This window comes from Microbispora sp. CSR-4, from assembly GCF_008033685.1.
In the GTDB taxonomy this organism is placed as follows: Bacteria; Actinomycetota; Actinomycetes; order Streptosporangiales; family Streptosporangiaceae; genus Microbispora.
The window spans coordinates 16957-30203 of record NZ_VJVX01000054.1 but is presented as its reverse complement, the minus strand read 5'-3'; the positions used below and the strand labels follow the sequence as shown (position 1 = coordinate 30203).

The 13247-nt window shown below is 71.5% G+C and carries 11 protein-coding genes; 10 read left to right on the top strand and 1 reads right to left on the bottom strand.

Going from position 1 to position 13247, the window contains the following annotated elements; genetic code table 11:
• The first annotated feature begins 165 nt into the window (after nt 1-165).
• From mltG to FLV34_RS30855, 10 genes are all read left to right on the top strand, one after another.
• The gene (gene mltG / locus FLV34_RS30900) at nt 166-1320 is read left to right on the top strand and encodes an endolytic transglycosylase MltG (protein ID WP_147944776.1); all 1155 of its coding nucleotides are present in this window, start codon (nt 166-168) and stop codon (nt 1318-1320) included.
• Entirely contained in the window at nt 1317-2180 is an 864-nt protein-coding gene (locus FLV34_RS30895) for a shikimate dehydrogenase (RefSeq protein WP_147944775.1), read from the top strand. The genes mltG and FLV34_RS30895 overlap by 4 nt, the downstream gene beginning before the upstream one ends.
• A 275-nt stretch (nt 2181-2455) precedes the next feature.
• Nucleotides 2456-3064, top strand: a complete 609-nt coding sequence (infC, locus tag FLV34_RS30890; protein WP_221889944.1) for a translation initiation factor IF-3 — start codon at nt 2456-2458, stop codon at nt 3062-3064.
• A 141-nt stretch (nt 3065-3205) separates the two neighbouring features.
• Complete coding sequence (rpmI, locus tag FLV34_RS30885; RefSeq protein WP_030504936.1) at nt 3206-3400, top strand: 50S ribosomal protein L35; 195 nt, start codon at nt 3206-3208, stop codon at nt 3398-3400.
• 22 nt (nt 3401-3422) lie between these two features.
• Complete coding sequence (rplT, locus tag FLV34_RS30880) at nt 3423-3803, top strand: 50S ribosomal protein L20 (RefSeq protein WP_139575007.1); 381 nt, start codon at nt 3423-3425, stop codon at nt 3801-3803.
• A 76-nt stretch (nt 3804-3879) separates the two neighbouring features.
• Nucleotides 3880-4713, top strand: coding sequence for an RNA methyltransferase (locus FLV34_RS30875; protein ID WP_147944774.1), 834 nt, complete (start codon nt 3880-3882; stop codon nt 4711-4713).
• A gap of 157 nt (nt 4714-4870) precedes the next feature.
• On the top strand, nt 4871-5905 hold the full coding sequence (locus FLV34_RS30870) for an ATP-binding protein (protein WP_260617347.1): 1035 nt from the start codon (nt 4871-4873) through the stop codon (nt 5903-5905).
• Between the two features lie 109 nt (nt 5906-6014).
• Entirely contained in the window at nt 6015-7115 is a 1101-nt protein-coding gene (gene pheS, locus FLV34_RS30865; RefSeq protein WP_142648954.1) for a phenylalanine--tRNA ligase subunit alpha, read from the top strand.
• Complete coding sequence (locus tag FLV34_RS30860) at nt 7115-9685, top strand: phenylalanine--tRNA ligase subunit beta (RefSeq protein WP_142648955.1); 2571 nt, start codon at nt 7115-7117, stop codon at nt 9683-9685. The genes pheS and FLV34_RS30860 overlap by 1 nt, the downstream gene beginning before the upstream one ends.
• Nucleotides 9686-9771: 86 nt before the next feature.
• Nucleotides 9772-10017 (top strand): hypothetical protein, encoded by a 246-nt coding sequence (locus tag FLV34_RS30855; RefSeq protein WP_142648956.1) that lies wholly within the window; start codon nt 9772-9774, stop codon nt 10015-10017.
• 8 nt (nt 10018-10025) lie between these two features.
• On the opposite strand, the gene FLV34_RS30850 is transcribed toward FLV34_RS30855, so the two are convergent.
• Entirely contained in the window at nt 10026-13205 is a 3180-nt protein-coding gene (locus tag FLV34_RS30850) for a penicillin acylase family protein (RefSeq protein WP_147944773.1), read from the bottom strand.
• Between the last annotated feature and the right edge of the window lie 42 nt (nt 13206-13247).

Here is a 13247-nt window from a genome sequence, read left to right as displayed (position 1 = left end):
GCGGGTTCCCTAGCGTGCTCGGTGCGTCCGCACGGCCCCGCCACCCCCGGGCGGGGCTCCATATATCGGGAACGCCCCCCGCGGAACCCCCTGTCCCGAACCCCCTCGGTTTGGCACACTCGCTTGACGGGAGGCCTCTCGTACCGAGAGATTGGCCAGCGCACTATGAATGATCTGGACATGGACTTCCTGCTCGGCGCCGAGGACGACGACGGTCCTCCCCGGCGCCGGCCCCCTGGCAGCCGGACCCAGCAGCGGCGCAGCCGCAAACGCCGCAAGAAACAGCGGCGCAAGGGCAGGGTCGCCACGCTTTTCGCCCTTGTGATCATCGTCGGGGTCCTCGGCGGTCTCGGCTATTTCGGATTCACCTGGGCACGCAGCGTGATGATCCCCAAGGACTTCACCGGGGAGGGACGCGGCGAGGTCGTCGTCGAGATCGAGGAGGGCGCCAGCGCCACCGACGTCGCCCAGATGCTGGAGAACGAGGGCGTGGTGGCGAGCGCGCGGGCGTTCATCAACGCCATCGGCGCGGCCGGGAAGAGCTCCTCGCTCCAGCCGGGCCAGTATGAGATGCGCAAGGGCATGTCCGCAGAGTCGGCCCTGGCCCTGCTCGACCCGAAGAACCGGGTGCTCAACCGGCTGACCATCCGCGAGGGACTGCGGCTCAGCAAGATCTACGAGGAGCTGTCGACGGCCACGGGCAAGCCGGTCTCGGAGTTCAAGAAGGCCGCCCGCTCCGACATCGGACTGCCCAAGTACGCCAAGGGCAACCTGGAGGGCTTCGCGTTCCCCGCGACGTACGAGATCAACAGCAAGCTCACCCCGCAGCAGATCCTCACCAAGATGGTCGACCGGTTCAACCAGACCGCGGACCGGGTCGACCTGGAGGGCCAGGCGAAGCAGCTCGGCTTCACCCCCAAGCAGATCATCACCATCGCCAGCATCGTGCAGGCGGAGTCCGGCAGCGCCGAGGACATGCCGAAGGTCGCCCGGGTCATCTACAACCGGCTGACCTCCAACCCGCAGATGAAGCTCGGCATGGACAGCACGGTCATGTACGGCCTGAACAAGTACGGCATCGCGGCCACGCACGCCGAGACGGAGAGCAACTCGCGCTACAACACCTACAAGTACTACGGCCTGCCGCCGGGCCCGATCAGCAACCCGGGCGACCACGCGATCGAGGCCGCGCTGCACCCGGCGGACGGCAACTGGCTCTACTTCGTGACGGTCGACCCCAAGCGGGGCATCACCAAGTTCACCGACAAGGAGTCGGAGTTCTGGAAGCTCCGCGACGAGTTCAACAGGAACAACAAATGACCGATACCGGTCAGGGGGCCGGCCAGGAGGTTGGTCGCCGGGCCGCCGTGCTGGGCTCCCCGATCGCGCACTCGCTGTCCCCGGTCCTGCACCGGGCGGCGTACGCGGCAATGGGCCTGCACGACTGGCGCTATGCCGCGATCGAATGCCCCGAAGACGGCCTGGCGGGCCTTATCGGTGGGTTCGGCCCGGAGTGGGCCGGTCTGTCGCTCACGATGCCGCTCAAGCGCGTCGTGCTGCCGCTGCTCGACACGGTCTCCGACCTCGCGCTGGCGGTCGGCGGCGCCAACACCGTGGTGTTCCGCGACGGTGCGCGGCACGGCGAGAACACCGACGTCCACGGCATCGTCCAGGCGCTCGCGGAGGCGGGCGTGTCCGCGCCGGCCTCCGCGGTCGTCCTCGGCGGCGGCGCCACCGCGGCCTCGGCCATCGCCGCCCTGCGGGAGACGGGCCTGGCGGAGGTCACACTGGTCGTGCGTGATCCGGGCCGCGCGGAGGAGACCCTGCGGGTCGCCGAGCGCCTCGGCACCACCGTGACCGTGCGCTCCTTCGACGACCTCGATCCCGAGGCCGACCTGGTGATCTCCACGCTGCCGTCCGGCGCGGCCGACGCGCTCGCCGAGCGGGTCGCGGCCCGCCTGCCCGAGAAGGCGGCGCTGTTCGACGTCGTCTACGCGCCCTGGCCGACGCCGCTGGCGACGGCGGTGGAGGCGCGGGGGCGCGCCGTGATCGGCGGCCTGCCGATGCTGCTGCATCAGGCCGTACGGCAGGTCGAGCTGATGACCGGCCGTACGGACGTGCCGGTGGAGGCCATGCGCGCCGCCGGCGAGGCCGAGCTCGCCCGCCGCGCGGCCTCCTGAGCGGCGTCCTGCTGAGCCTGGGGCACCCCACGGGGGCCCCAGGAATACGTCGGAGAAGCTTCGGGTTTGTGGTAGCGTAGGAACTCGATCGGTCCGGCATGAGCTGGACGCGCAAGCGGAGGTCCTCCTCCCACCTGCTCCGCCGAAAGGCGGACGGGTCAAGGATCACACCGGAGTTTTCGGCAGGAGAGCTCAGTGACCCCGCATGCGTGACGTGCGGGGTTTTGTTTTTTACCCCGCACGGTCGAGACAAGCGGAAGTCTTTTGGAGGTCCCATCAGCACCGAGCCCCGCATCAACGACCGTATTCGCGTGCCCGAGGTGCGCCTCGTCGGCCCGAACGGCGAACAGGTCGGCATCGTCTCCATCGGCGACGCACTGAAGCTGGCGCAGGAGAGCGATCTCGACTTGGTGGAGGTCGCGGCCACGGCCCGCCCGCCCGTCTGCAAGCTCATGGACTACGGCAAGTTCAAGTACGAGTCGGCCATGAAGGCACGCGAGGCCCGCCGCAACCAGGCGCACACGATCATCAAGGAGATCAAGCTCCGGCCGAAGATCGACCCGCACGACTACGAGACCAAGAAAGGTCACGTCGTGCGCTTCCTGAAGGCGGGAGACAAGGTCAAGGTCACGATCATGTTCCGAGGCCGCGAGCAGTCCCGGCCAGAGCTGGGATTCCGGCTCCTGCAGCGCCTCGCCGAGGACGTCACCGACCTGGGGTTCGTCGAGTCGCAGCCGAAGCAGGACGGTCGCAACATGATCATGGTGATCGGGCCGCACAAGAAGAAGGCCGAGGCGAAGGCCGAGAAGGCCGCCGCCAAGGCCCGCGGCACCGGCCAGCAGGAGGCGGAGCCCGCCCAGGAGCAGGCCGCACAGCCGCAGTGACGCCCGCCTGAACCACCAGGCGGGGCGCCGCAGACATTCACGGATACCGAGACCGGGACGGTCTCGCGGAGTAAGGCAGGCCGCCGGCCCGGGTCACCGGCCCGGGCCGTCGGCACGGACGAAAGAGGAGAGACGGCTGAGATGCCGAAGATGAAGACGCACAGCGGTGCGAAGAAGCGGTTCCGGCTCACCGGATCCGGCAAGGTTGTCCGCCGCCGCGCCAACCGGCAGCACCTGTTCGAGCACAAGCCGTCCACTCGCACGCGCCGCCTTGAGGGCGTCGTCGTCATGTCCGACGCCGACACCAAGAAGATCAAGAAGCTGCTCGCGAAGTAACGACCCGGGGAGATAGAACAACATGGCACGCGTGAAGCGGGCGCTCAACGCCAAGAAGAAGCGCCGGGTCGTCCTCGAGCGGGCGAGCGGTTACCGGGGGCAGCGGTCGCGCCTCTACCGCAAGGCCAAGGAGCAGATGCTCCACTCGATGACCTATGCATACCGGGACCGCAAGGACAAGAAGGGCACGTTCCGCCGGCTGTGGATCCAGCGGATCAACGCCGCGGCCCGTGCCAACGGCATCACCTACAACCGGTTCATCCAGGGCCTGCGCCTGGCCGGCATCGAGGTGGACCGCAAGATCCTCGCGGACCTCGCGGTGAACGACACGCAGACCTTCGCCACGCTGGTCGAGTCCGCCCGCAAGGCGCTCCCGTCCGACGTGAACGCGCCGGTCGCCTGAGACCTGCACCTGCGCACACACGAGGGCCCGTCGCCTGCGGCGGGCCCTCATCCACGTCGAGGGGGGACATGCGGGCATGGCGGAGCTCACCAACACCAAGTCGCCGCGCGTCAAGGCGGCCCGCAGGCTGACCAAGCGCGCGTTCCGCGATCGCGACCGGGCGTTCCTGGCGGAAGGGCCGCAGGCGGTCCGTGAGGCACTCGCGCTCAAGGACGTCACGGTCGAGCTGTTCACGACGGTCGAGGCGGAGACGCGGCACGCCGACATCGTGGCCGCCGCCGTAGCGGCGGGCGTCCCGGTCCACCGCGCGAGCGGCGAGGTCATGTCGGAGCTGACCCAGACGGTCACCCCGCAGGGCCTGCTCGCCGTGTGCCGGTTCGTGCACGTGCCGCTGGCCGAGGCGGTGCCGCGGGGAGCCCGGCTGGTGGCGATCCTCGCCCACGTACGCGACCCCGGCAACGCGGGGACGGTCCTGCGCACCGCCGACGCCGCGGGCGCCGACGCGGTGGTGTTCACCGACGCGTCGGTCGACCCGTACAACGGCAAGTGCGTGCGGGCCAGCGCGGGGAGCCTTTTCCACCTGCCGGTCGTGACCGGAACTCCCGTGGCCGACGCCGTACGGCACGCGCGGGAGGCGGGGCTGCGCGTGTTCGCGGCAGACGGCGCGGGCACCCGGACGCTCGACGAGGTCGCCCTGGACACGCCCGCCGCCTGGCTGTTCGGCAACGAGGCGTGGGGACTGCCGCCCGAGCTCCTCGCGCTGGCCGACGAGGTGGTGCGCGTCCCGATTTACGGGCGGGCGGAAAGCCTGAATCTCGCCACCGCCGCCGCGGTCTGCCTGTACGCCTCCGCGCGTGCTCAACGGCAGACCTTACATTCCGTGGAAGATCCCACTACCCCGGCGCTCTGAGGCTGCTGCCGAGCCCGGGAAACCCGCTATTGTCGGCGAAGGAGTCGCGCAGGACGTCGGCGGCGCGCGCAGTTCCGGAGCTCGAGGAGGCGGTCTCGTGCGAGGTGACGACACCCCCGGCGGCGCCCTTGCAGGGGACGCCGGAGGGCGGGCGCACATCGACGTCGACGACCTTCCCGACGGCCTCGTCGCCACCGACGCCGACGGCGTGATCCTGATGGTCAACCGGGCCGCCGAGCGGCTGACCGGGGTGACCCGTGAGGCGGCGGTGGGCAGGCCCATCGGCGACGTGCTGCCGATGCGCGACCAGGACGGCCGCGACTGGTGGAAGTGGCTCGACCCGCACGGCGGGCTGGCCATCCGCAGCCGCCAGCCGGAGCGGCCGCTGCACCTGCCCGGCCGCCAGGAGATGCTGGTCGCCGCGCGCTTCGTCCGCACGCCGCCGCGTGGCGGCCGCGTGGAGCGCGTCGTGATCACGCTGCGGGACGCCTCGGCGCGCGCCCGGATCGAGCGCAGCCGCGCCGACCTGGTCTCGACCGTGGCCCACGAGCTGCGCTCGCCGCTGACCAGCGTCAAGGGGTTCACCGCGACGCTGCTGGCCAAGTGGGACCGCTTCACCGACGCCCAGAAGCGCGTGATGCTGGAGACGGTCAACGCGGACGCCGACCGGGTGACGCGGCTGATCACCGAGCTGCTCGACGTCTCGCGCATCGAGTCGGGCCGTTTGGAGATCCACCGCCAGATCGTGGACGTGCCCGCGCGGGCCCGCAGGATCATCGCGGGCCGGGTGGCGGCGGGGGAGCCGGAGGACCGTTTCCGGCTGGAGGTTCTCGGCGAACTGCCGGAGATGTGGCTCGATCAGGACAAGATTGACCAGATTCTCGCGAACCTGGTGGAAAACGCGGTGCGCCACGGACGCGGTACGGTGACCATAGTGGTGGAGCCGGTCGAATGGGGAGTGGCGGTGTCGGTGCGGGACCAGGGTGAGGGCGTGGCGCCCGAGCTGGTCGGCCGTGTCTTCCGCCAGTTCTGGCGGGGCAACGGCCGCCGCCGCGGAGGGACCGGCCTCGGTCTTTTCATCGTCAAGGGCCTCGTGGAGGCCCACGGCGGCACCATCAGCGTGCAGCGCGCGCCCGGCGGCGGCGCGGAGTTCCGATTTACCTTGCCCACCGGCACCCCTGAATTCGCCTGAGCCTTTCCACAGGCCGATCGCGCGGAGGACGGCCCGGTGGGCTGATCGGACTAGACTCGTTGCCGCTGAGCGCAGGGCGCTCGCAGGCCCCTGGATACGGAGCTCTCTCTTGTCGAACACCTATGACCCGGTCGAGGTGACGCCGCTGCACGCCGACGAGGTCGCGCGGGCACAGGCCGACGCTCTCGCCGCGATCGCCGCGGCGCGCGACCTCGACGATCTGAAGCAGGCAAGGCTCGCGCACGCGGGCGACCGCTCGCCCATCGCGCTGGCGAACCGTGAGATCGGCGCACTGCCACCCGCCGCGCGCGCCGAGGCGGGCAAGCGGATCGGCGCCGCGCGCAAGGCGATCGGCGAGGCGCTCGCCGCCCGCCAGGCCGAGCTGGAGGCCGAGCGGGACGCGCGGGTCCTCATCGAGGAGACCGTCGACGTCACGCTGCCCTGGGACCGCGCGCCGCGCGGCGCCCGGCACCCGCTGACCACGCTGCAGGAGCGCATCGCCGACGCGTTCGTGGCGATGGGCTACGAGGTGGCGGAGGGCCCCGAGCTCGAAGGCGAGTGGTTCAACTTCGACGCGCTGAACATCGCCCCCGATCACCCGGCCAGGTCCGACCACGACACGTTCTTCGTGGAGAGCGTCGACTCCGGCAAGGTGCTGCGCACGCAGACCTCGCCGGTGCAGATCAGGGCGCTGCTGTCGCGCCCGCTGCCCGTCTACGTGGTGTCGCCGGGCAAGACCTTCCGCACCGACGAGCTGGACGCCACACACACGCCGGTCTTCCACCAGGTCGAGGGCCTGGCGGTCGACAAGGGGCTGACGATGGCCCACCTGAAGGGCACGCTCGACCGGTTCGCCGAGGTGATGTTCGGCGCGGGGATCACCACCCGGTTCCGGCCGCACTACTTCCCCTTCACCGAGCCGTCGGCCGAGCTCGACCTGCGCTGCTTCGTCTGCCGCGGCTCCTCGGCGGTGCCGGGCAACCCGCCCTGCCGCACCTGCAAGTCGGAGGGCTGGATCGAGTGGGGCGGCTGCGGCATGGTCAACCCGCGCGTGCTGCTGGCCTGCGGCGTCGACCCCGCCGTCTATTCGGGATTCGCCTTCGGCATGGGCGTGGAGCGGACGCTGATGTTCCGCCACAACGCCGAGGACATGCGTGACATGGTCGAGGGCGACATCCGGTTCACCCTGCCGTTCGGGATGGAGGTCTGATGAAGGTCCCGCTTTCATGGCTGCGGGAGTACGTCGATCTCCCCGCGGTCACCGCCCAGGAGGTGGCCGACCGGCTCACCGCCGCCGGCCTCAAGCTGGAGGCCATCCACTCGCACGGCCACGAGATCAAGAACGTCGTGGTCGGCCGGGTCCTCGAGATCGAGGAGCTGACCGGGTTCAAGAAGCCCATCCGGCACTGCAAGGTCGAGGTCGGGGAGGCGACGCCGCGCGAGATCGTCTGCGGCGCGACGAACTTCTCCGTGGGCGCCGTGGTCCCGGTCGCGCTGCCCGGCGCGGTGCTCCCCGGCGGCTTCGAGATCGGCTCCCGCAAGACCTACGGGCGGCTGTCCGACGGCATGATCTGCTCCGAGGCCGAGCTCGGCATCGCCGAGTCGTCCCCGGGCATCCTGCTGCTGCCGGATGACACCCCGATCGGCGCCGACGTGGTCGAGCTGCTCGGCCTGCGTGACGACGTGCTCGAACTGGAGGTCGCCACCGACCGCGGCTACGCCCTGTCGATCCGCGGCGTCGCCCGCGAGGCGGCCATCGCCTTCGGCGTGCCGTTCCGCGACCCGGCCGCGACCGAGGCGGAGTCCGGCGGCGGCGAGTCGTGGCCCGCGGAGATCGCCGACCCTTCCGCCTGCGACCGCTTCGTGCTGCGCTCGGTCACCGGCTTCGACCCGGCCGCCGAGTCGCCGCTGTGGATGCGGGTGCGGCTGGCCCGCGCCGGCATGCGCTCGGTCTCGCTGGCCGTCGACATCACCAACTACGTGATGCTGGAGCTCGGCCAGCCCCTGCACGCCTTCGACCGGTCGCGCCTGTCCGGCCCGATCGTCGTACGGCGGGCCCGGCCGGGGGAGACGCTGGAGACGCTCGACCACGTGGTGCGGACGCTCCACGAGGAGGACATCCTCATCACCGACGACTCGGGCCCGATCTCCATGGCCGGCACGATGGGCGGCCTGCACACGGAGATCTCCGACACCTCGACCGACATCGTCATCGAGGCGGCGCACTTCTCGGCCACCGGCATCGCCCGCGAGTCGCGGCGGCACAACCTGGTTAGCGAGGCGTCCAAGCGGTTCGAGCGCGGCGTCGACCGCGAGCTGCCCCTCGCCGCGTCGTGGCGTGCCGTGCAGCTCCTGGTCGAGCTCGGCGGTGCCGTCGCCGACCCCGGAGTGACCCACACCCAGGTCGACGTCTCGCCGGTGCGGATCACCATCCCGGCCGATCACCCGAGCCGTGTGGCGGGTGTGACGTACGAGCGGGAGACCGTGATCCGCAGGCTGGAGCAGATCGGCTGCACGGTGACGGAGGGCGCCGTCTCCGCAGGCCCGGCCGGGCACGGCGTCGCGGCCACCGGCGTGCTCGCCTCCGGCGACCTCGCCGGCCGGCTGGCCGTCCCCGGCGACGACCTGATCACGGTCACGCCGCCGACGTGGCGCCCCGACCTGACCGATCCGAACGACCTCGCCGAGGAGGTCATCCGGCTTGAGGGGTACGACCGCATCCCGTCGGTCCTGCCCCCTGCCCCGGCCGGGGGCGGGCTGACCGAGGCGCAGCGGCTGCGCCGCCGGGTGGGCCGCGCCCTGGCCCACGCGGGATACGTGGAGGTGCTCGCCTACCCGTTCATGGGGCCGCGCGACCTCGACAACCTCCTGCTGCCCGAGGACGACCCCCGCAGGCGGGCGACCCGGCTGGTCAACCCGCTCAGCGAGGACGAGCCGTTCATGCGGACCACGCTGCTGCCGGGCCTGCTGAAGACCCTGGTGCGCAACGTGGGCCGCGGCCACGCCGACGTGGCGCTGTTCGAGTCCGGGCTGGTCTACCGGCCCGAGCCGCAGGCGCCCGCGACGGCCCCGGTGCTCCCGGTCGACCGCAGGCCCACGGAGGAGGAGCTGGCGGCGATCGAGACGGCGCTGCCGAGGCAGCCGCTGCGGGTGGCCGTGGTGCTGGCCGGGGAGTTCGAGCGCTCCGGCTGGTGGGGCGAGGGCCGGCAGGCGTCCTGGGCGGACGCCGTCGAGGCGGCCCGCACGGTCGCGCGGGCGGCGGGCGTGGAGCTCGGCGTCCGGGCCGACCAGCACGAGCCGTGGCATCCCGGGCGGTGCGCCGCGCTGACCGTCACCGACGCCGAGACCGGTGAGACGGTGCTGGTGGGTCACGCAGGCGAGCTGCACCCGCGGGTCGTCGAGGCGTACGGGCTGCCGCCGCGCACCTGCGCGATGGAGATTGAGCTGTCGCTGCTGACCCCCGCCGGGCCGGTGCAGACGCCCGCCGTGTCCGCCTATCCGGTGGCGACGCAGGACGTCGCGCTGACCGTCGCCGTCTCCACCCCGGTCGCCGAGGTCGAGGCCGCTCTCCGGGAGGGGGCGGGCGAGCTGCTGGAGTCGATCAGGCTGTTCGACGTCTACACGGGCCCGCAGGTGGGCGAGGGCAACAAGTCCCTGGCCTACACGCTGCGGTTCCGGGCGCCCGACCGCACGCTCACGGCCGAGGAGACCACGGCCGCGCGTGACGCCGCCGTCGCCCTCGCCGCCGAGCGCACCGGAGCCCAGCTCCGCGGCGCCTGAGTAGCCGCTGATCACTTGAGCGGGTGCCGGCACGGTGTCTTGTCGACACGGTGCCGGCGCCCGCGGTCGTCTCTCCCGGAGGAGCGGTGCGTCACCTGCTGGTCTTCCCCGAGCGGGACAGCGCGGAGGAGTCCGCGGAGACCGTGGCCGAGCTGTTCCCGGCGCTCGGCGTTCCCGGCGTCGTCCGTGAGCTGCTCGCGGGCGAGGACGACGCCGAGGACGCCCAGTGGGTGGTCGTCGTGGACGACCCGGACGGCGCCCTCGGCCCGGCGGACCTGGCCCGGCTCGACGCCCTCGCCGAGGAGGGCGAGGGCTGGCGCGAGCCGGGCTGACCGCCGCCCTACCTGCCGTACACCTCGAAGGAGTACAGCGAGTAGCCGTAGCCGGTGCCGCGCTTGACGCCCTGCATCCGCACATAGCGCGCCCCGGTCGGGGCGAACGCGACGTTGTCCACGCCGCCGTCGCCCGTGGTCGTCTGCGCGACGGTGGTCCACGTGGAGCCGTCCGCCGAGGCCTGGATCCGGTACGACGAGCCGTAGGCCGTCTCCCAGCGCAGGATCACCCGTCCCACGGACTTCAGCGAGCCGAGATCGACCTGGATGTACTGGTTGTCGCTCCACCCGCTGGCCCACCGGCTCGCCGGGTCGCCGTCCACGGCCTTGGCCGGGGTGTAGGAGTCCTGCGTGCTCGACGCGCTCGCCGTACGGCCCAGGGCGAGGTCGGTCACGTCGTCGCCGCGGTGCGCGGGGAACGAGACCACCTGCTGATAGGTCGGCCGGTTCTGCCAGGAGATCAGCGAGTGCTTGACGCCGCCGAGCGGCGACTGCCGTACCGCGTCGGCGCACCACTGGTCGCCCGCCGAGCAGGAGTCGTCACCCGGATAGGTCGTCGCCGCCGGTTCGGCCAGCGCCGCCGCCAGGCTGTCGAGCAGGACCGTACGGCAGGCCGCCACGGTCGCCCCGCAATACTTGGCCGGCAGGGGAGCGGCCACCGGGTCGCCGAGCACGGCCCGGATGTCCTTGTCCACGTAGCCCCACCAGCCGTACTGGAACGACGACCCCTTGTGGGGCTGCGCCTCGTTGGCCGAGCCGGGCAGCGAGGAGACGTCGCCCTGCTGGTGCCCGGACGGCGACTCGTTGATCTGCAGGGCGTTGACCAGCGCCTGGTAGAGCCCGTCGCCCAGCCCGGGGCGGAACTGGGCCCGCACCAGCTTGGGCCACCAGGCGTCGAAGATCCGGATGGCGTCGGCGTGGGCGTACTTCTTGCTGCCCGTGCTCGTCTCCTCCCGCCTGGCGCCCGCGCCGGCCCAGGCGGACAGCTTGGAGACGGCCGAGGCGAGGGCGGGGTCGGAGACGGACGCACTGTTGATCACGCGGAGCAGCGCGGGCAGCACCTTCCATCCGCGCAGGTCGGTCGTCGCCGCCGACGCCATGATCTTCACGACCCCGGCGCGGTCGAGGGTGCCCGAGGACAGGGCCGCCTTGACCGGCGCGTCGAGCAGGTCGGCCCGGTGGACCGCCCCGAAGCTGAAGTTGCCGTCGGCCGCGCCGAAGTCCTTGGCCTGCTTGTTGTTCCAGCTCACGAAGTAGTCCTGGTTGACCGCCTGCGGATGCGCCGAGGGCGGGAGATAGGACGCGGTGTTGGCCGCCGGGTCGAAGCCGCTCCACTCGTGCGCGGCGTCGGCCGTCATGGGCAGGTTCGGGTCGGACTCCGGCGACCGCACAGGGACGTTGCCGGACATGAAGTACGCCGCGTCGGTGGAGTTCACGTAGAACCAGTTGAACGCGAAGCCGATGGTGGAGGCCGAGTTGGCGAAGGCCGCCGCCGAGCCCATCTCCGCCGGGTCGTTGAACATCTGGAAGCCGATCGCCGAGTCCGCCTCGTGCTGGTAGGTCGAGCGCAGCGTGGTGAACGCCGTCGACACGCCGCCGACCGTGCCCCGCCAGGTGACCAGGCCATATTTGGTGCGCTTGATGACCAGATCGTACGACCCGGCGGCGGTGGAGTCGGCCGTGTTGGGCTTCCAGGAGTTGGTCTTCTTCAGCGTCTCCATGGGCGTGCAGACGCCGTGGTAGAGGTAGTGGTCGCTGGAGACCGCGGGCGTGCCGCCGTCCGGGTCGCACAGCGTCACGGCGTAGGTGTCGGTGATGTCCTCGGCGGCCGAGGTGGCGCTCCAGGCGTAGTCGGTGCCGCGTCCGAGCAGCACGTAGAGGTTGAGCCCGGCGAAGGCCGCGCCGCGCGCCCGGATGCCGGGCCCGGACAGCTCCTCCAGCATGAGCAGTTGCGGCGCGAAGTAGCCGGTCTGCGGGCCGAACACGGCGATCGGGTGTCCGCCGGTCGCCTTCGCGGCCGAGACCACGATGGCGTTGGACATCTCCGGCTTGGAGTTGTCCACGGTGAGCCCGGTCAGCGCGCTCTTGACCTGCGTGGTGGCGGTCCTCGCGGTGCCGGTCTCGTTGGCCGTGATGTCGACCGGCGTGGTCGTGCCCGCGTCGGGCAGCACCACTCCGGTCGCGCCGGCCGGTGCCGCGCCGAAGGGGAAGCTCTGGTCGCCGTGCAGGGTCAGCACGGTCTCCGGGTCGTTCTGCGAGCGGAACGCCGCCCACACCTGGTCGCCCTGGGCGGCGCCGTACTTCGCCCGTGCGGCCACGCGTACGAGGGCCGACTGCATCTCGGCGCCGCCGCCCCCGCCGAACAGACCGCCGATCACGCCGGAGATCGCGATCAGGTCGGTCATCCGGAAGTCCTCCGGGCCGCCCTTGTTCGTGATCGCGTCGAGGTGGCCGGTGAGCACGTACTCACCCGGGCAGTCGCGGTTGGCCATGCAGTGGTCGATGTACGAGTTGATCCCGGCGACGTAGTTCTGCACGTCCGAATAGAGCTGGGCGCCCCGGGTGCCGGCCGTCTTCAGCCGGTCGACCTGGGCCTGGAGGTCGGCCTCCGTGTAGGGGGAGTTGCGCCAGACGCTCTGCTCCAGCTCCCTGTTGCCCGCGGCCCCGCCGGCGAACGGCGTCAGCTCGCCCCGGCCGACGTGGCGCATGAGGTCCATCAGCCACAGCCGGTCCTGCGCGCCGGCGTAGCCCGCGCCGAACATCGTGCCCTCGCGGGTGGTGCCGGTGATGTGGGGGACGCCGGTCGCCTTGTCGCGCACGATGGTGACGCCCGAGCGCGGGCTCACCGTGCTCTCGACCTGGTTCGCCGGCACGCCGAACGAGCTGTCGTTGAAGAACGCGGTGATCTGCTCGTCGGTCAGGCCGGTGTAGCCCGAGAGCAGGCCGGAGTATTTGCCGAGCTGGTCCTTGCTGTGGGCCGGATAGGTGCCGAGGAGCTGGTTGCCCAGGATGTCCACGAGGGTGGCGTTGCCGTTCTGGCCGGGCGGCAGGACGTCAGCGCACTGGCCGAGGCAGTAGTCGTCGGGCGGGTAGTAGGGGGCCGCGGCGGCCGGCGCCGCCGGCAGGCCGACGGCGACGAGGGCCAGCGCGGCGGCAGCGGTGATCGCCCGTCGAAGGCGCGCGTGCATGGGGGAACTTCCCTTCGCGATGTCAGGGGGTGAAGGGACCGA